The organism is Lachnobacterium bovis, assembly GCF_900111325.1.
GTDB lineage: Bacteria > Bacillota > Clostridia > Lachnospirales > Lachnospiraceae > Roseburia > Roseburia bovis_A.
The window spans coordinates 25621-45013 of the sequence record NZ_FOGW01000009.1 but is presented as its reverse complement, the minus strand read 5'-3'; the positions used below and the strand labels follow the sequence as shown (position 1 = coordinate 45013).

Below are 19393 nucleotides of genomic sequence, written 5' to 3'. Positions count from 1 at the left end.
GCCTAATAGGCAGGATATTTGTTGACTCCTATTTTTGAAAGGAGAAGGGTATGAGAGACGTAGTAATTATTGGTGCAGGAGTGACAGGATCTGCAGTAGCAAGAGAATTATCAAAATATGATTTAGATGTATGTGTTTTAGAAAAAGAGGAAGATGTATGTTGTGGAACATCAAAAGCTAATAGTGCAATTGTACACGCAGGATTTGATGCTAAGGCCGGGTCATTAATGGCAAAATTAAATGTTAGAGGAAATGAAATGATGGATGAATTAAGCAAAGATCTTGATATTCCGTTCAAAAGAAACGGTTCGTTGGTTGTTTGCATCCATGAGGAAACAAAAGAAGGATTAAAAGATTTATATAATAGAGGAATCGAAAATAATGTCAAAGGACTTAAAATTATAGATAAAGAAGAATTAAGAAAACTTGAGCCAAATATTTCAGATAATGCAGTAGCAGCTTTATACGCACCAACAGGTGGAATTATTTGTCCATTCGAATTAAATATAGCTATGGCAGAAAATGCCAATGAAAATGGTGTTGAGTTTTATTTTAATACGCAAGTAGAAAAAATCTATGCTGATGAAGATGGTATCTATCATATAAAAACAAATAATGGAGAATATAAAACACGTTATGTGGTTAATGCTGCAGGCGTATATGCAGATGTGATTCATAATATGGTAAGTGAGAAAAAAATAAAGATAACTCCAAGAAGAGGAGATTATTGTTTATTAGATAAAGAAGTTGGGGGCCATGTATCTCATACTATTTTTCCACAACCAACAGCGCTTGGTAAAGGCGTTTTGGTATCACCAACAATCCATGGAAATCTAATAGTTGGCCCAACTGCTGTTGATATTGAAGACAAAGAGGGAGTAAATACAATGGCAGATGGTATAAGTGATTTGATTTCAAAAGCTAATGATCATGTCAAAAATTTACCAATGAAAAAGGTGATTACAAGTTTTGCAGGATTAAGAGCGCATGAAGATAATCATGAATTTATTATAAAGGAAGTAGAAGATTCACCTAACTTTATAGACTGTGCGGGAATTGAGTCACCAGGTTTAACAAGTAGTCCTGCAATAGGCGAGATGGTTGGTAATATTTTTAAAGAAAAATTAAATCTAAAAGAGAAAGAAAATTGGAAAAAGACCAGACGTGGTATATTAAACCCAAGTGCGTTATCAATAGAAGAAAGAAATGAGTTGATAAAGAAACAACCAGCATATGGAAACATAATTTGTAGATGCGAGTCAATTTCAGAAGGAGAAATAATTGACGCTATACATAGACCATTAGGAGCTAGATCACTTGATGGTGTAAAGAGAAGAACAAGAGCAGGAATGGGTAGATGCCAAGCAGGTTTTTGTTCCCCTAAAACTATGGAAATTATTAATCGAGAATTAGGATTAAGCTATGAAAAAATTACAAAGTGTGGTGGAAAATCAAATATTGTATTAGGAAGAACAAAGGGGGAAAAATAAATGAAGGCATATGATATTGTTGTAATCGGAGGAGGCCCTGCAGGTTTAGCTGCAGCAGTATCTGCAAGAAAATCTGGGGTTAAAGATATATTAGTTTTAGAAAGAGATAAAGAGTTAGGCGGAATTTTAAACCAGTGTATTCATAATGGATTTGGACTTCATACTTTTAAAGAAGAATTAACAGGTCCTGAATATGCATATAGATTTATGGAGCAGTTATATGAGGAAAAAATACCATACAAACTTAATACAATGGTTATGGATATTTCAAAAGATAAAATTGTAACTGCAATGAATCGAGAAGATGGAGTTTTTCAAATTAAGGCAAAAGCAATTATTTTAGCAATGGGCTGTAGAGAACGTCCAAAAGGAGCATTAAATATTCCTGGATATAGACCAGCTGGAATATATTCTGCTGGAACAGCACAAAGACTAGTAAACATTGAAGGTTATATGCCGGGAAAAGAAATTGTTATTTTAGGTTCAGGTGATATCGGATTAATTATGGCAAGACGTATGACTTTAGAAGGAGCAAAAGTAAAAGTGGTTGCTGAACTTATGCCATATTCAGGTGGGTTAAAGAGAAATATTGTTCAGTGCTTAGACGATTTTAATATTCCTTTAAAATTATCTCACACAGTTGTAGATATTGAAGGAAAAGAAAGAGTAGAAGCCGTAACAATAGCTAAAGTAGATAAAACAGGAAAACCAATAAAAGGAACAGAAGAAAGATATACATGTGATACATTGTTATTATCTTGTGGTTTGATTCCAGAAAATGAATTGTCTAGAAATGCTGGAGTAGAAATGAATCTTGTAACAAATGGTCCAAAGGTGAACGAAAGTTTAGAGACAAATATTGAAGGGATTTTTGCCTGTGGAAATGTTTTACATGTACATGATTTAGTAGATTATGTTTCTGAGGAAGCTAAAAAAGCAGGGGAAAGTGCTGCAAAATACGTCAAAGATGAACAGGTTGAAAGTGATGAAAGCAAAACTATAGAGATTGTTGCAACAGATGGTGTTCGTTATACAGTTCCATCAACATTAAATGTAGATAGAATGGAAGATATGCTTACAGTAAGATTTAGAGTTGGAGCAGTGTATAAAGGCAAATATGTAAGTGTTTATCTTGATGGGGAAAGAATAATGCATAATAAGAAAAAAATCATGGCACCAGGTGAAATGGAGCAGGTGATTTTAATTAAAAATAAATTAAAAGAACAAGATAACTTGAAAACTATAACTGTTAAAATAGAAGAAAATTAGGGGGGAAGATGCTATGGAAAAAAGAGAATTAACTTGCATTGGATGCCCAATGGGCTGCCAAATAACAGTTGAATTAGACGGAAAAGAAGTGAAATCAGTCCAAGGAAATAGTTGTGCAATAGGTGATAAGTATGCAAGAAATGAAGTTGTTAATCCAGAAAGAACAGTGACATCTACTGTTGTAGTTTTGAAAGGAGATAAAACAAGAGTCTCAGTAAAAACGAAAAATAATATACCAAAATCAAAAATATTTGATTGTATGAAAGAAATAGATGCAGTTAGAATTGAGGCTCCAGTAAAAATAGGAGACGTAATAATTGAAAATGTTTGCAATACTGGAGTAGATGTAGTTGCTACTAGAAATATAGAATTGTGTGAAGCAACTAAATAAAAAACGGCCATCTTACAATCCTTAATATATTTAAGTCCCATAGTCGAAAATATGATTATGGGGCTTTTTTTTAAGAAAATAAAAAATTGAATTTCAAACTATTGTTCGAAAAATAATTTTGTGATATACTATTAGTAAATATAAGTTCGGAGGTAATTAAGATATGGAGTTTAAATTACATTCAAAATACAAACCAACGGGTGATCAACCCCAAGCAATAGAACAACTAGTTAGAGGATTTAAAGAGGGTAATCAATTTCAAACACTTTTGGGTGTAACAGGTTCTGGTAAAACATTTACGATGGCAAATGTAATAGAACAGTTGAATAAGCCTACCTTAATTATTTCCCATAATAAGACACTTGCAGGTCAGTTGTACGGTGAAATGAAAGAGTTTTTTCCAGAAAATTCAGTGGAATATTTTGTTTCATATTATGACTATTATCAACCTGAAGCATATGTGCCACAATCAGACACATATATTGCAAAAGATTCAGCAGTTAATGACGAGATAGATAAATTAAGATTGTCAGCAACGGCGGCGTTAGCGGAAAGAAAAGATGTAATTATTGTTGCATCAGTTTCGTGTATATATGGAATTGGTAGTCCGGATGACTATATGAACATGATGGTTTCCTTAAGAGAAGGGATGGAAAAAGATCGAGATGATGTAATAAAAGAATTAATAAATATGCAGTATACGCGTAACGAAATGGACTTTAAAAGAAGTACATTTAGAGTTCGTGGGGATGTTCTAGAAATTTTTCCGGCAAATGCGACTGATACAGCAATACGAGTTGAATTTTTTGGAGATGAAATAGACAGAATAACGGAAGTAGATGTATTAACTGGTGAGATTAAAGCAGAGTTAAAACATATAGCAATTTTTCCAGCATCACACTACGTTGTTCCTATGCAAAAGATGCTAGTTGCATGCGATAAAATAGAACAAGAAATGCAAGAAAGGGTAAAGTTTTTTAAAGGTGAGGATAAATTAATTGAGGCTCAACGAATTGCAGAAAGAACTAATTTCGATGTTGAAATGATGAAAGAAACTGGTTTCTGTAGTGGAATTGAAAATTATTCTAGACATTTGGCAGGAAGAGAAGCTGGAGAAATGCCAGAGACTTTGATGGATTATTTCCCAGATGATTTTTTAATAATTGTAGATGAATCACATATTACTATTCCACAGGTTAGAGGAATGTACGCAGGTGATAGATCAAGAAAACAAACTCTTGTAGACTATGGTTTTAGATTGCCATCTGCATTAGATAATAGACCATTAAATTTCGAAGAATTTGAAAGTAAGATATCACAAATGCTTTTTGTATCAGCAACACCAAATGTATATGAAAAAGAACATGAGCTATTTAGAGCAGAACAGATTATAAGACCAACAGGTTTATTAGATCCAGAGATTTCAGTACGTCCAGTCGAAGGTCAAATAGATGATTTGATATCGGAAGTTAATAAGGAAGTTGCTAATAAGAATAAAGTATTAATTACAACATTAACTAAAAGGATGGCAGAGGATTTAACTCAATATATGACGGAAGTTGGAATTAGGGTTAAATATTTGCACTCAGATATAGATACGCTCGAAAGAGCAGAAATAATTAGAGATTTGAGATTAGATGTTTTTGATGTTTTAGTTGGAATTAACCTATTACGAGAAGGATTAGATATTCCAGAAATTACATTAGTTGCAATTTTAGATGCAGATAAAGAGGGATTCTTAAGATCAGAAACTTCACTTATTCAGACAATAGGTAGAGCCGCAAGAAATAGCCAAGGCCATGTAATAATGTATGCAGATAAAATTACGGATTCTATGCGAGTTGCTATTGATGAGACAGAGCGTAGAAGACAGATTCAAATAGAGTATAATAAAGAACATAATATTACTCCTACTACAATTCAAAAAGAAGTAAGGGATTTAATTTCTATTTCCAAAAGAGTTGCAGCAGAAGAACTTAATTTTTCTAAAGATCCCGAATCAATGGATAAGAAGGAACTTGAAAAACTAATAGCTGACATTCAAAAGAAAATGAAAAAAGCAGCAGCAGAGTTGAATTTTGAGACAGCAGCAGAGTACAGAGATCAGATGGTATCTCTTAAAAAAATGCTAAAAGATATATAATAATTTAGAATAAAGTTGCTAATAAGACAAATAGACCAAATAGCTATTAGAAAGTTGTTATAAAATAGTTTGATATAAGAGGAAGGAAAGAAAATGAGTAAGCCTAAATTAATAAAGATACGTGGTGCGAAGGAACACAACTTAAAGAATGTAAGCATTGACATTCCTAGAGATGAGTTTGTAGTTTTTACAGGATTATCAGGATCAGGTAAATCGTCTCTTGCATTTGATACAATTTATGCGGAAGGACAAAGAAGATATATGGAGTCACTTTCATCATATGCTAGACAGTTCTTAGGACAGATGGAAAAACCAAATGTAGAAAAGATTGAGGGGTTGCCTCCTGCTATATCAATTGATCAAAAAACAACAAATAGAAATCCACGTTCTACAGTTGGAACAGTTACAGAAATATATGATTATTTCAGATTATTATATGCTAGAGTTGGTGTTGTGCATTGTCCAAAATGTGGAAGAGAGATTAAAAAACAATCGATAGATCAAATGGTTGATGCAGTAATGCAATTGCCAGAGAAAAGTAAAATTCAATTACTAGCACCAGTTGTAAGAGGAAGAAAAGGTACGCATCAGAAATTACTAGAAAAAGCAAAAAAAAGTGGCTACGTACGTGTAATTGTAGATGGAGTTTTATATGATTTATCTGAAGAGATTGAACTTGAAAAAAATAAAAAACATGATATTTCAATTGTAGTTGATAGACTTGTCGTAAAAGAGGGAATAGAAAAGAGATTAACAGATTCCTTAGAGACAGTTTTTACTTTAACTGATGCTATTGCAGTTGTAGAAGTTTTAGGAGCTAAAGGAGAAGAGAGCGAATATCTTAATTTTTCACAGAACTTTGCATGTCCAGATTGTGGAATCAGTATAGATGAAGTAGAACCAAGAAGTTTTTCGTTTAATAATCCGTTTGGAGCGTGTCCAATATGTTATGGATTAGGTTATAAAATGGAGTTTGATGAAGATTTAATGATTCCAGATAAGAATCTATCATTTAATGAGGGCGCAATTCAAGTTTTAGGTTGGCAATCATCAAATGATCCTAAGAGTTATACATATGCAACTTTAAAAGCTTTGTCAGAAGAATATGGATTTTCATTAGATACACCATATAAAGATTTGCCAGAAGAAATAAGAACAATGTTTATAAAAGGTGGAGATGGTAGAGTATTAAAAGTTCATTACAAAGGACAAAGAGGAGAAGGTGTATATGATTTAGTATGGGAAGGTCTCGTAAAAAATGTAGAAAGACGTTATAGAGAGACTGGTTCGGATGTTATGAAAGCTGAATATGAACAATTTATGCGAATTACACCTTGCAAAACATGTAAAGGACAACGACTAAAAGAGTCGTCTCTTGCAGTAACAGTGGGAGATAAAAATATTTATGAAATGACCTGTCTTTCAATAAAAGATTTAGTGCAATATTTAGAAAATTTACAATTGAACGAACAACAATTGCTTATAGGAGAACAGATTCTTAAAGAAATTAAAGCAAGAGTTGGATTTTTAAAAGAAGTAGGTCTGGATTATTTATCATTAGCAAGAAGTGCAGGCACATTATCAGGAGGAGAAGCACAAAGAATAAGATTGGCAACACAAATTGGTTCAGGGCTAGTAGGAGTGGCGTATATTTTAGATGAACCAAGTATTGGTCTTCATCAAAGAGATAATGAAAAATTATTAAAAGCGCTTATGAATCTTAAAGATTTAGGAAATACTTTAATTGTAGTAGAACATGATGAAGATACAATGCGTGCAGCTGATTATATAGTAGATGTTGGTCCAAAAGCTGGAGTACATGGCGGTGAGATAGTTGCAACAGGTACATACAAGGATATAATAAATAATCCAAATTCGATAACTGGAGCTTATTTGAGTGGAAAAATTAAAATTCCTGTTCCAACAGAACGAAAAAAACCAACAGGTTGGCTTACTGTAAAAGGTGCTAGGGAGAATAACTTAAAAAATATAGATGTAGATTTTCCGTTAGGAGTATTAACATGTGTTACAGGAGTATCGGGCTCAGGAAAAAGTTCATTAACAAATGAAATTTTATATAAACATCTTGAAAAATCATTAAATAGAGCTAGGACAATAGCTGGAGATCATGATGGAATAGAAGGATTAGAACAATTAGATAAAGTAATAGATATTGATCAATCACCAATAGGTAGAACTCCAAGATCTAATCCGGCAACATATACGGGTGTTTTTGACATAATTAGAGACCTTTTTGCAGCAACAGCAGATGCAAAAGCAAGAGGTTATAAAAAAGGTAGATTTAGTTTTAATGTCAAAGGTGGAAGATGTGAAGCGTGTCGAGGAGATGGTATTCTAAAAATTGAAATGAGATTTTTACCAGATGTTTACGTACCATGTGAAGTATGTGGAGGTAAAAAATATAATAGAGAAACATTAGACATAAAATATAAAGGAAAAAGTATATACGATGTTTTAGAAATGACAGTGGAAGAAGCATTAGAATTTTTTAAAAACGTTCCACGAATTCATTCGAAAATACAAACTTTATATGATGTTGGTTTATCTTACATTAAATTAGGCCAGCCATCAACTGAATTATCAGGAGGAGAAGCGCAAAGAGTTAAATTGGCGACAGAATTAAGTAAGAGAAGTACTGGAAAAACAATATATATTTTGGATGAGCCAACAACTGGTTTGCATTTTTCAGATGTACATAAATTAGTTGAAATTTTAAGAAAATTATCAGAAGGTGGAAATACAGTAGTAGTAATTGAACATAACTTAGAAGTAATTAAAACTGCGGATTACATAATTGATATGGGTCCAGAAGGTGGAGATGGTGGCGGCCAAATTGTGGCGCAAGGTACACCGGAGGAAATATGTAAAGTAAAGGAATCCTATACTGGTAAGTTTTTAAAGCCTTATTTAGAAAAATAGATTTGTTCAAATATGATAAAACAGATATATAATCAATCCTAAATGTGAACAAATTTTAAAAATTCGAATAAATCAAAAAAATTTATTTGAAAAAAAATTATAATCGTATATAATGGTTATTGTATATGTAAAAATTGAAAGCATAGATTTCCATATAATTTATTTTATAAGCACAGCTTGACTGGCATTTTAGTAGGAAGATGGAGCATATATTTAGTATATGCATAGTGTAGAGATAATATTTGGTATTGTTTTATATAACAATATGTACTTCTTTGTAATATATGGAATATAGAATATAAATTTGGACAAATTGAGAAAGGGGCTATAAAATGGTCGGAACAGATATAGGAATTGATTTAGGAACAGCTAGTATTTTAGTATATGTTAAAGGAAAAGGCGTAGTTTTAAAAGAGCCTTCAGTAGTTGCAATTGATAGAAGCACTAGAAAAATTTTAAAATATGGTGAAGATGCTAGACTTATGATTGGTAGAACTCCAGGTAATGTAGTTGCAACAAGACCATTAAGACAAGGTGTTATTTCTGATTATGACACAACAGAGAAAATGATTAAGCACTTCATTCAAAAAGCTGTTGGAAAGAGATGTTTCCGTAAACCAAGAGTAGCAGTTTGTGTACCTTCTGCAATTACAGAAGTTGAAAGAAGAGCAGTTGAAGAAGCTACTTCAGAAGCAGGAGCAAGAGAAGTTAGAATTATTGCTGAGCCAATTGCAGCAGCAATAGGTGCAGGTATAGATATTTCTAAACCATGTGGAAACATGATTGTAGATATAGGTGGTGGTACAGCAGATATCGCCGTTATTTCCTTAGGAGAATCAGTAGTTAGTACATCTATTAAGATAGCTGGAGATAACTTTGATGAAGCTATCGTTAGATATATGCGTAAGAAACATAACTTATTAATTGGTGAGAGAACAGCTGAGAATATCAAGGTTAAGATTGGTACTTGTTATCCACTTGCTGAGCCAGAAACAATGGAAGTAAGAGGTCGTAACCTTGTAACAGGTCTTCCAAGAACAGTTACAGTAAGTTCAGAAGAGACAGAAGAAGCTTTAAGAGAAGCTACTTTAAATATTGTTGAAGCTGTACACACAGTATTAGAAAAAACTCCACCAGAATTAGCTGCAGACGTTGCAGATAGAGGTATCGTATTAACAGGTGGTGGTGCACTTCTTAGAGGATTAGAAGAATTAATTGAGGATAGAACAGGTATCCATACAATGACAGCTGATGATCCAATGACATGTGTAGCCATCGGTACAGGTCAATACGTTGAATTATTAGGAGAAAAATTCTAATTTTTACATAAAAAAATTAATTTTTTATAAATAATAACTTAAATAAATAAAAAATAATAACTTATATATAAGTTTTGCAAGAAAAAGATTTTTTAATTAAATATTGAAAAAAGTATGATTCCACCGGCTATGTTATGTAGGCGGTGGGTTTGTAGTTGAATTAATGCCAAAATTGAGTTAAAAAAGTTAGAGGATTGTAGCTACTTTGCGCTGATTAATTTTTTCATTTCGAGGCTCCGATATACTAAGCAGATATAGCGGTTAGAATAATTATTTGAAAGTAAGGAGCTTTTGAAATGGTAAAAGGACTATATACTGCGCACATGGGCATGGTAAATGAGATGAGGCGACTAGATGTCTTAGCTAATAATTTAGCCAATGCTCAAACAACGGGTTATAAGAAAGAAGGAACCACTTCAAGGACATTTGCAGATGAAATGGCTATTAAATTAAAGGATACATCAGCGTATGGCTTACCAACTAAAATTGGTGAAATAACGTTTGGAGTGCATCTTGGACAAGTATATACAGATTATGGACAAGGAAGTTTTATTGTTACGAATAATGCTTCTGATTTTGCATTAGATGGGAATGGATTCTTTGCTGTATCTTTTACAGATAAGCAGGGCAATACTTCTGTGAAATATACAAGAGATGGAGCTTTTGTCGTTAATACAGAAGGCTATTTGATGACTAAAGATGGAGATTATGTCTTGAATCAAGCTGGTGCAGCTACTGGTGATGCATCTCCAGAAAATTATGTCAGAATAGATCCTAATACAACATATGCTGTAAATACATTAGGTCAGATTTATCAAAATGGACAAATTGTCGGTAATATAGGTGTTACAGATTTTGATAATTATGATTATTTAGAAAAATATGGAGAAAACCTATACAACCTTGTTGAAGGTGGTAATCATATCCAAACTACGGCAAAAGTAAGACAAAGTACACTAGAAGCATCAAATGTCAATGTGGTCTCAGAAATGGTAAATATGATTACGATTCAAAGGGCGTATGAGGCTGGACAAAAGGTAATAGTAACCGAGGATTCAACTTTAGAAAAGGCATGTAATGAAGTTGGTAAAGTTCAGTAGTATAACGAGTAAAAGACGGATATACAATAAGGAGAAAAGCCTATGATGAGAGCATTATATACGGCTGCTAGTGGTATGATTGCTGAGCAGACAAACGTAGATACAATATCTAACAATTTAGCTAATGTTAATACAAATGGTTTTAAAACAGAAAGAACAGAGTTTAAATCTCTTTTATATCAAAATCTTCAAACAAGGACAACAACAGCCAATGGAGCAAATAAGCCAGTTGGAGCACAGGTTGGATTAGGTACAAGGGTTGCCGCTACGACGTCGATGTATACTCAAGGTGCGATGCTAGCAAGTGAAAGTAAAACAGATTTTTGTTTAGATGGAGCTGGTTTTTTTGCAATAAGAGGAATCGATGGTCAAACATATTATACAAGAAATGGTAATTTTACTTGGAATATGAGTGGTGATGGAAGAACTATGTTGACAGACCATAGTGGTCAGGCGGTTTTAGATGCAGGTGGTAACCCTATTTATGTTCCAGAAGGTGTTACTGCAGATTCTGTTGAGGTTTCTCAGACAGGAAAGTTTGCATACCGTAACCCAGATGGAACGGTAGTTGACATGGGAATCTCCTTTGGAGTATTTCAATTTAATAATCCAGCAGGTTTAGAGAAATTATCAGATAGTTTATTACAAGCAACAGGAGCATCAGGAGTTCCATTACAAGAAGGCGTTGCTCAAGGATTGAAACCAACAAAAGTTTTAGCAAATTATTTAGAAGGTTCTAATGTTCAAGTCGCAGATGAAATGGTTAATTTGATTATTGCACAAAGAGCATATGAATTAAATTCTAAAGCAATTACAACATCTGATTCTATGCTTGATACTGCGAATAACTTGAAGAGATAGGAGGTATGACATATGAATGTTTCAAATACTTCTTTGGAATCTATGCTTAACACAGCGAGTAGTAATTTGGCTTCTTCAAGTGCTGATAAACTTGCAGATTCAGCAAAGAATATTTCATCTAAATCTAGCGAAAAAGAATTAAAGCAAGTAATCAAAGATTTTGAATCATATTTTGTTGAGCAGGTTTTAAAAGAAATGAAAAAAACGTTAACTACAGATGATTCAAAGGATAAGTCGATGTCACAATATAAAGATATGTTTATGGATAAGACGATTGAATTGCTAGCAGATGAAATTGTTGATGAAGTTGGTGAAAATTACACAAATCAGTTGTATGAGCAGATGAAACGAAATTATGATATTAAGTGATGGAAATAAATGTTAAGATATAGTTAAAACTTCCTTTGGCGTATGTCGGAGGAAGTTTTTTAGTTAGTAATTTTAGTTGTTCAGAAAGGAAAAATTGAATTGGAAACTATAAGTGGATATGTAGATCATATAATTTTTCGAAATGAAGAAAACGGATATACTGTATTGGTGTTAGTAAGTGATGGAGATGAGATCACTTGTGTTGGCATTTTTACAGATGTTTCAGAAGGTGAAAATATAGAATGTGTAGGAGAATATATAAAACATTCTACTTACGGAGAACAATTTAAAACAGTTTCGTATGAACAAAAAGATCCCGAAGATATTGTCAGTATTGAGCGATATCTTGGTTCTGGTGCAGTAAAGGGACTTGGTAAAGCACTAGCGGCAAGGATTGTAAAAAAATTTAAAGATGATACTTTTAGAATTATTGAAGAAGAACCAGAAAGATTAGCAGAAATAAAAGGTATTAGCCAGCAAAAAGCTATGGATATTGCTAACCAAATTAATGAACGTAAAGATTTGAGAAGAGCAATGATTTATCTTCAAAAATATGGAATTTCGACACTTATGGCGGTTAAAATATACAAAACATATAAACAGGATGTGTTTAAAATTTTGAAAGAAAATCCATACAAATTATCAGAAGATATAGGTGGTATTGGTTTTAAAACTGCCGATTTAATAGCAAGCAAAATTGGAATTAAACCAGATTCAGATTTTAGAATACAAAGTGGAATATTGTATACTTTGCAACAGGCATCATTAGATGGACATACATATTTGCCATTTGATGAAGTTATAGAACAGAGTATCAATGTTTTAAACGTTGAAAAAGAACAAATTGATACTAATATTATGAATTTGGCAATTGAAAGAAAAATAATAATTACAGATAAAAATGATGATAAGCAAGTTTTTTATGCACCTTATTATTACATGGAAGCTAATTCAGCTAGGATGTTAAAAGGAATAAATGACTATTATGAGGTTTCAGAAACAGAATTAGAAAAAGATATTGAAGAAATTCAAAAGAAAACGAAAATGACGCTTGATGAAGCACAAAAAGATGCTGTAAGAGCGGCTGCACAAAATGGTCTGTTAATTATTACAGGTGGTCCTGGTACAGGAAAAACAACAACAATTAATTCTATTATTCAGTATTTTGAAATGAATGGATTAGATATTTTCTTGGCGGCTCCAACGGGAAGAGCGGCTAAAAGAATGAGTGAAACAACAGGTTTTGAAGCAAAAACAATCCATAGAATGTTAGAGTTAAATGGTGGAGTTGAAGGCGCAACGACTTTTGAAAAAAATTCAGATAATCCATTAGAAGCGGATGTAATTATTATTGACGAGATGTCAATGGTCGATATCCACCTGATGAATGCTTTATTGAAGGCTATAATTCCAGGACAGACACGTTTAATTTTAGTTGGAGACGTTAGCCAGCTTCCTAGTGTAGGTCCAGGAAGTGTTTTAAAAGATATTATTGATTCAGAATGTTTTAAAACAGTAGCTTTAACTAAAATTTTTAGACAGGCTAGCACATCTGACATAATTGTTAATGCGCATAAAATTAATGCGGGCGAAATGGTGATGTTAGATAATAAAAGCAAGGATTTCTTTTTCTTAAAAAGATATGAAGCTGAAAAAATTATTAATGTTACATTGCAGCTTATTATTCAAAAATTACCAAAATATGTTGATGCGACGCCTTATGATATACAGGTACTTACTCCAATGCGAAAGGGCTTACTAGGAGTTGAACGCTTAAACGGTATTTTACAAGCATATATAAATCCAAAGTCTGATAAAAAAAGTGAAAAAGAGCATAAAGACAGGATCTTCAGAGAAGGTGACAAAGTTATGCAAATGAAAAATAATTATCAGATGGAGTGGGAAATTAAATCAAAGTATGGTTTAGCTATTGATAAAGGAACTGGTATTTTTAATGGCGATGTGGGTAAAATTGAAAGAATTAATGAATACACAGATAGTATGACAATTGTATTTGACGATAACAAAACGGTTGAATATCCAAATAAATTGTTAGATGATTTAGACTTGGCTTATGCTATAACAATTCATAAATCACAAGGTTCAGAATATCCAGCAATAGTTATTCCGCTTTTGACAGGACCATCGATGTTATTGAATCGAAATTTGTTATATACAGCTGTTACAAGAGCAAAAAAATGTGTTACAATAGTTGGAAATGATAAAACTTTTGATATGATGGTTAAGAATGTATCACAGCAAAAAAGATATAGTGGTTTAATAGAGCGTTTGAAGGAGGATTTTTATGATAACAAGAATGTTTAATCCTAACGAAGCTAGAATGGCGGTTAGGTTTGCGAGGGATGTTTATCAATTAACATTTAACGAAAATTACGAAAGTGTTATTAATAAAGATTTTTTTATGGAATATGCAGATGAGGAACAGATTGCACGTCAAGTTAGTACAGGAGATGTTGTAGTTTTTGGTACAGTTAATCCGTTTGGTGAAATTATGGCTGTTGCAGCGATAGATGCATACAATTACATAACAATGTTATTAGTTGCACCAAAATACACAAATATGGGAATTGGCAAACAGCTATTAGCTAACATTGAAGAATTCGTAAAAAGAAGACCGATTAATGACTGTATAAAAATAAATTTAACAAGAACTAATTTAATAAATTATTTTTTGTCAAAAAGATTTTATGTAGTACAAGATAATAGTGGAATGTGTTATCCATTTATTAGATTATATAAACCTTTAATTTCTAATCCAGGTAATATTATTTATCAAAAGAAACCAGTAGATTGGAAAATTTTTACAATAGAATTAATTGGTGTATTTTTAGTATTAATATTTTTAGTATTATTTGCCATATTATTATAAATATAAATAAAAAACAACTAAACTTCACTTGTTATTGATATGTGTCCAGGATTCTGGGTACATATCATATTAGATAAGTGTTAGTTTAGTTTTTTTATATCATTGGGTTTATAAGTATAGTTAATAATATTATAAAAATAAATTCTAAAATTATGTCTTGAAAAAAAATACATTGTGTGATAAGATTTTTACAATTTAAGTATGAACAAGAAAAAGTTTTTATATGCAAAAAAAGAGATTCCCTCTTTTTTTTTGCCAAGATTTAGACAATGGAATGAAGGGCAGGGAAAGAAATGAAATCATTTTTGATACTTGAGGATGGAACCGTGTTTACTGGACAAAATGTTGGGTCAACACGAGATGTAATTAGTGAGATAGTGTTTAATACCTCTATGACAGGATACTTAGAAGTTTTGACTGATCCGTCATATGCAGGCCAGGCAGTTGTAATGACATATCCTTTAATTGGTAATTATGGTATTACTCCTGATATGGAATCTAATAAACCGTGGCCAATGGGGTATGTAGTAAGGGAATTGTCTAGAATTCCTAGTAATTTCCGTTCGGAAGGTACCATTCAGGACTTCCTGCAGAAAAATAATATTCATGGTATAACAGGTATTGATACTCGTGCATTGACTAAAATTCTTCGTGAGAAGGGTACAATGAACGGTTTATTTACGACCGACGAAAACTATAATATTGACGAAATTATTCCTAAATTAAAAAAATATCACACTGGTGATGTTGTTTCTAAAGTTACATGTGAAGAAAAATCTATTTTAAAAGGCAATGGAAAGAAAGTTGCTCTATTAGATCTTGGAGCAAAGAGAAACATTGCTAAATCTTTAAATGATCGAGGCTGTGAAGTTGTTATTTATCCAGCACATACTACAGCGGAAGAAATCTTAAATTCTAATCCAGATGGAATTATGTTAAGTAATGGCCCTGGAGATCCAAAAGATTGCCAAACAATAATTGATGAGATTAAAAAATTATATAATTCAGACGTTCCTATATTTGCTATATGTTTAGGACATCAGCTTATGGCACTAGCTACAGGAGCAGATACTCATAAGATGAAATATGGTCATAGAGGTGGAAATCATCCAGTAAAAGATTTAGCAACTGGAAGAGTTTATATATCATCACAAAATCATGGTTATGTTGTTGATACAAATACATTAGATGATAAAATTGCTAAACCAGCATTTGTAAATGTAAATGATGGAACAAATGAGGGATTAAGTTATATTGGAAAGAACATTTTTACTGTTCAATTCCATCCAGAAGCATGTCCAGGACCACAAGATACATCATATTTATTTGATAGATTTATTAATATGATGGGAGGAGAAAAATAATGCCAAAGAATAATGCAATAAAAAAAGTTTTAGTTATAGGATCAGGCCCAATCGTTATTGGACAAGCTGCTGAGTTTGATTATGCCGGAACACAGGCATGTAGATCACTTAAAGAGGAAGGAATCGAGGTTTGTTTAGTAAATTCAAATCCAGCTACAATTATGACAGATAAAGAAATAGCGGATCAAGTTTACATCGAACCATTAGATATAAAAGTTTTAAAAGAAATTATTATTAAAGAAAAACCAGATAGTATTTTACCTACATTAGGTGGACAAGCCGGTTTGAACTTAGGTATGGAATTAGCAGAGTCTGGATTTTTAGAAGAACATAATGTTAAATTAATTGGTACAACAGCTGAAACTATTTTCAAAGCAGAAGATAGACAGGCGTTTAAAGATACAATGGAAAAAATTGGAGAGCCAGTTGCTGCATCTTTAGTAGTTAAAAATGTAGAGGAAGGTATTAAATTTACTAATACAATTGGTTATCCAGTAGTACTTCGTCCAGCCTTTACATTAGGCGGAAGTGGTGGCGGTATCGCTCACAACGAACAGGAACTTGTTGATATTTTAACAAACGGTTTGAGATTAAGTAGAGTTGGAGAAGTACTTGTAGAGCGCTGTATTGCCGGATGGAAAGAAGTAGAGTATGAAGTAATGCGTGATGCAAATGGAAACTGCATTACAGTATGTAACATGGAAAATATTGATCCAGTTGGAGTTCATACAGGTGATTCAATAGTAGTTGCACCTTCACAAACTCTTTCTGATAAAGAATACCAAATGCTCAGAAGTTCAGCTTTGAATATTATTGATGAATTAAAAATCACAGGTGGATGTAATGTGCAGTATGCTTTAAATCCAGATTCATTTGAGTATTGTGTAATTGAAGTTAACCCTCGTGTATCTAGATCATCAGCATTAGCTTCAAAAGCAACAGGTTATCCAATCGCTAAAGTAACAGCAAAAATTGCTTTAGGATATAACTTAGACGAAATTGAAAATGCAATTACTAAAAAAACATTTGCAAGTTTTGAGCCAATGCTTGATTATTGTGTAGTTAAGATTCCAAGACTTCCATTTGATAAATTCATAACAGCTAAGAGAACACTTACAACACAGATGAAAGCTACTGGTGAAGTTATGAGTATTTGTGATAACTTCGAAGGTGCATTAATGAAAGCTATAAGATCGCTTGAACAACATGTAGATTCAATGAGATCATATGATTTTACACAGCTTTCTAAAGAAGAAATTTTAGAACAATTAAAAATAGTTGATGATAGAAGAATTTGGGTAATTGCGGAAGCCTTAAGAAAAGGAATAAGTTATGAGCAAATTCATGAAATTACAAAAATTGATTTCTGGTTTATTGATAAGATTGCAATTCTTGTTGAAATGGAAGATAGATTAGAAAGTGAAGAATTGACAGTTGACTTGTTAAGAGAAGCAAAAAGAATGCAGTTCCCTGATAATGTGATTGCTCAATTAACAAAAATTAATGAAGAAAAAATTAGACATATGCGTTACGAAAATAATATCGTAGCTGCTTTCAAAATGGTAGATACATGTGCAGCTGAGTTTGAAGCTGAAACACCATACTACTACTCAGTATACGGAAGTGAAAATGAAGCAATAGAAACTAAACCAGAAAAAAAAGTATTAGTTTTAGGATCTGGTCCTATTAGAATCGGTCAAGGTGTAGAGTTTGACTATTGTTCAGTACATTGTACATGGGCTTTTGCTAAAGAAGGTTGGGAAACTGTTATTGTAAATAATAATCCTGAAACTGTTTCTACAGATTTTGATATTGCGGATAAATTATACTTTGAACCATTAACAGCAGAAGATGTTGAAAGTATTGTAAATATTGAAAAACCAGATGGTGCAGTAGTTCAATTTGGTGGACAAACAGCTATCAAATTAACAGAAGCACTTATGAAAATGGGTGTAAAAATTTTAGGAACAAAAGCAGAAGATGTAGATGCTGCAGAAGATAGAGAATTATTTGATAAAATTCTTGAAGAAACACATATTCCAAGAGCTGCAGGTGGAACAGTGTTTACAGCGGATGAGGCAAAAGAAGTTGCTAATAGATTAGGTTATCCTGTATTAGTTCGTCCTTCATATGTTTTAGGTGGACAAGGTATGCAGATTGCATTCTCAGATGAAGAAATCGAAGAATATATGGGCATTATCAATAGATATGCACAGGATCACCCAATTTTAGTTGATAAATATTTACAGGGAAAAGAAATCGAAGTTGATGCAGTTTGTGATGGAGAAGATATATTGATTCCTGGAATAATGGAACATATTGAAAGAACGGGTGTGCATTCAGGTGATTCAATTTCCGTATATCCTGCACCAACTATTTCCGATAAAGTTAGAGAAACTATCGTAGAATATACTAAACGTTTAGCAAAAGCGTTACATGTTAAAGGTTTAATTAATATTCAGTTTATTGATATGGATGATGAGGTTTATGTAATTGAAGTTAACCCACGTTCATCAAGAACTGTGCCATATATTAGTAAAGTTACAGGTATTCCAATTGTTGATCTTGCTACAAAAGTAATTTTAGGTGAAACAATTAGAAGTTTAGGATATGAACCTGGATTAGCACCAACAGCAGATTATATTGCAATTAAGATGCCAGTATTCTCTTTTGAAAAATTAAGAGGAGCAGAGATCTCACTTGGACCAGAAATGAAATCTACTGGTGAATGTTTAGGCATTGCAAAAGACTTCAATGAAGCTTTATATAAGGCGTTTTTAGGAGCTGGAGTAGTATTACCAAAACATAAACAAATGATTATGACTGTAAAAGATGCAGACAAGGAAGAAGCAGTTGGTGTTGCAAGAAGATTTGCAAATTTAGGTTATAAAATCTATGCTACAAGAAGTACTGCAAAATATTTAAATGATAATGGAATTGAGGCTTTAAGAATTAACAAAATTACACAGGAATCACCAAATGTAATGGATTTAATCTTAGGACACAAAATTGATTTAGTAATTGATACTCCTACACAAGGTGGAGATAAATCAAGAGACGGATTCCTTATAAGAAGAAACGCTATTGAAACAGGAGTTAATTGTTTAACATCGCTTGATACAGCAAATGCATTAGCACTTGCGATGGAAACAGCAAATGGAAAATTAACACCAGTTGATATTGCAAAAGTAAAAAATGCATAATATTGAATAAATAGAATCCTATAACTAGAAGATGATATAGGAAATATAAAATTG

Annotated in this window: 13 protein-coding genes; all 13 read left to right on the top strand. The window is 32.5% G+C overall.

The annotated features are described in order from the left end of the window. The first annotated feature begins 50 nt into the window (after positions 1 to 50). The 13 genes from BMY79_RS04695 to carB all read left to right on the top strand — a co-directional run bounded on the left by BMY79_RS04695 (position 51) and on the right by carB (position 19339). Positions 51 to 1490, top strand: a complete 1440-nt coding sequence (locus BMY79_RS04695) for an NAD(P)/FAD-dependent oxidoreductase (RefSeq protein ID WP_027422256.1) — start codon at positions 51 to 53, stop codon at positions 1488 to 1490. Further along, positions 1491 to 2759 carry an NAD(P)/FAD-dependent oxidoreductase gene (locus BMY79_RS04690; RefSeq protein ID WP_022748444.1) on the top strand — a complete coding sequence of 423 codons (1269 nt, stop codon included), beginning with the start codon at positions 1491 to 1493 and terminating at the stop codon, positions 2757 to 2759. It abuts the gene before it with no gap. A 13-nt stretch (positions 2760 to 2772) separates the two neighbouring features. Further along, positions 2773 to 3150 carry a DUF1667 domain-containing protein gene (locus BMY79_RS04685; RefSeq protein ID WP_029067120.1) on the top strand — a complete coding sequence of 126 codons (378 nt, stop codon included), beginning with the start codon at positions 2773 to 2775 and terminating at the stop codon, positions 3148 to 3150. Between the two features lie 163 nt (positions 3151 to 3313). Then, positions 3314 to 5293 carry an excinuclease ABC subunit UvrB gene (gene uvrB, locus BMY79_RS04680; protein ID WP_029067121.1) on the top strand — a complete coding sequence of 660 codons (1980 nt, stop codon included), beginning with the start codon at positions 3314 to 3316 and terminating at the stop codon, positions 5291 to 5293. A gap of 93 nt (positions 5294 to 5386) precedes the next feature. Further along, the gene (gene uvrA / locus BMY79_RS04675; protein WP_022748439.1) at positions 5387 to 8233 is read left to right on the top strand and encodes an excinuclease ABC subunit UvrA; all 2847 of its coding nucleotides are present in this window, start codon (positions 5387 to 5389) and stop codon (positions 8231 to 8233) included. 332 nt (positions 8234 to 8565) lie between these two features. Then, positions 8566 to 9552 carry a rod shape-determining protein gene (locus BMY79_RS04670; protein ID WP_022748438.1) on the top strand — a complete coding sequence of 329 codons (987 nt, stop codon included), beginning with the start codon at positions 8566 to 8568 and terminating at the stop codon, positions 9550 to 9552. Between the two features lie 296 nt (positions 9553 to 9848). Continuing rightward, complete coding sequence (locus BMY79_RS04665) at positions 9849 to 10652, top strand: flagellar hook-basal body protein (protein WP_074730491.1); 804 nt, start codon at positions 9849 to 9851, stop codon at positions 10650 to 10652. Between the two features lie 42 nt (positions 10653 to 10694). Further along, entirely contained in the window at positions 10695 to 11513 is an 819-nt protein-coding gene (locus BMY79_RS04660) for a flagellar hook-basal body protein (RefSeq protein WP_022748435.1), read from the top strand. Between the two features lie 12 nt (positions 11514 to 11525). Continuing rightward, the gene (locus BMY79_RS04655; RefSeq protein ID WP_022748434.1) at positions 11526 to 11882 is read left to right on the top strand and encodes a hypothetical protein; all 357 of its coding nucleotides are present in this window, start codon (positions 11526 to 11528) and stop codon (positions 11880 to 11882) included. A gap of 99 nt (positions 11883 to 11981) precedes the next feature. Further along, on the top strand, positions 11982 to 14207 hold the full coding sequence (locus tag BMY79_RS04650; protein ID WP_022748432.1) for an SF1B family DNA helicase RecD2: 2226 nt from the start codon (positions 11982 to 11984) through the stop codon (positions 14205 to 14207). Continuing rightward, entirely contained in the window at positions 14188 to 14772 is a 585-nt protein-coding gene (locus BMY79_RS04645) for a GNAT family N-acetyltransferase (RefSeq protein ID WP_022748431.1), read from the top strand. Before BMY79_RS04650 ends, BMY79_RS04645 begins: the two co-directional genes overlap by 20 nt. A 293-nt stretch (positions 14773 to 15065) precedes the next feature. Then, complete coding sequence (locus BMY79_RS04640) at positions 15066 to 16136, top strand: carbamoyl phosphate synthase small subunit (protein WP_022748429.1); 1071 nt, start codon at positions 15066 to 15068, stop codon at positions 16134 to 16136. Next, positions 16136 to 19339 carry a carbamoyl-phosphate synthase large subunit gene (carB, locus tag BMY79_RS04635; protein WP_074730490.1) on the top strand — a complete coding sequence of 1068 codons (3204 nt, stop codon included), beginning with the start codon at positions 16136 to 16138 and terminating at the stop codon, positions 19337 to 19339. The genes BMY79_RS04640 and carB overlap by 1 nt, the downstream gene beginning before the upstream one ends. Positions 19340 to 19393 lie beyond the last annotated feature (54 nt).

Bases quoted from the DNA above. Each gene is read 5' to 3' on its own strand.
- BMY79_RS04695 (WP_027422256.1), top strand. From the start codon at position 51: ATGAGAGACGTAGTAATTATTGGTGCAGGAGTGACAGGATCTGCAGTA.
- BMY79_RS04690 (WP_022748444.1), top strand. From the start codon at position 1,491: ATGAAGGCATATGATATTGTTGTAATCGGAGGAGGCCCTGCAGGTTTA.
- BMY79_RS04685 (WP_029067120.1), top strand. From the start codon at position 2,773: ATGGAAAAAAGAGAATTAACTTGCATTGGATGCCCAATGGGCTGCCAA.
- uvrB (WP_029067121.1), top strand. From the start codon at position 3,314: ATGGAGTTTAAATTACATTCAAAATACAAACCAACGGGTGATCAACCC.
- uvrA (WP_022748439.1), top strand. From the start codon at position 5,387: ATGAGTAAGCCTAAATTAATAAAGATACGTGGTGCGAAGGAACACAAC.
- BMY79_RS04670 (WP_022748438.1), top strand. From the start codon at position 8,566: ATGGTCGGAACAGATATAGGAATTGATTTAGGAACAGCTAGTATTTTA.
- BMY79_RS04665 (WP_074730491.1), top strand. From the start codon at position 9,849: ATGGTAAAAGGACTATATACTGCGCACATGGGCATGGTAAATGAGATG.
- BMY79_RS04660 (WP_022748435.1), top strand. From the start codon at position 10,695: ATGATGAGAGCATTATATACGGCTGCTAGTGGTATGATTGCTGAGCAG.
- BMY79_RS04655 (WP_022748434.1), top strand. From the start codon at position 11,526: ATGAATGTTTCAAATACTTCTTTGGAATCTATGCTTAACACAGCGAGT.
- BMY79_RS04645 (WP_022748431.1), top strand. From the start codon at position 14,188: ATGATAACAAGAATGTTTAATCCTAACGAAGCTAGAATGGCGGTTAGG.
- BMY79_RS04640 (WP_022748429.1), top strand. From the start codon at position 15,066: ATGAAATCATTTTTGATACTTGAGGATGGAACCGTGTTTACTGGACAA.
- carB (WP_074730490.1), top strand. From the start codon at position 16,136: ATGCCAAAGAATAATGCAATAAAAAAAGTTTTAGTTATAGGATCAGGC.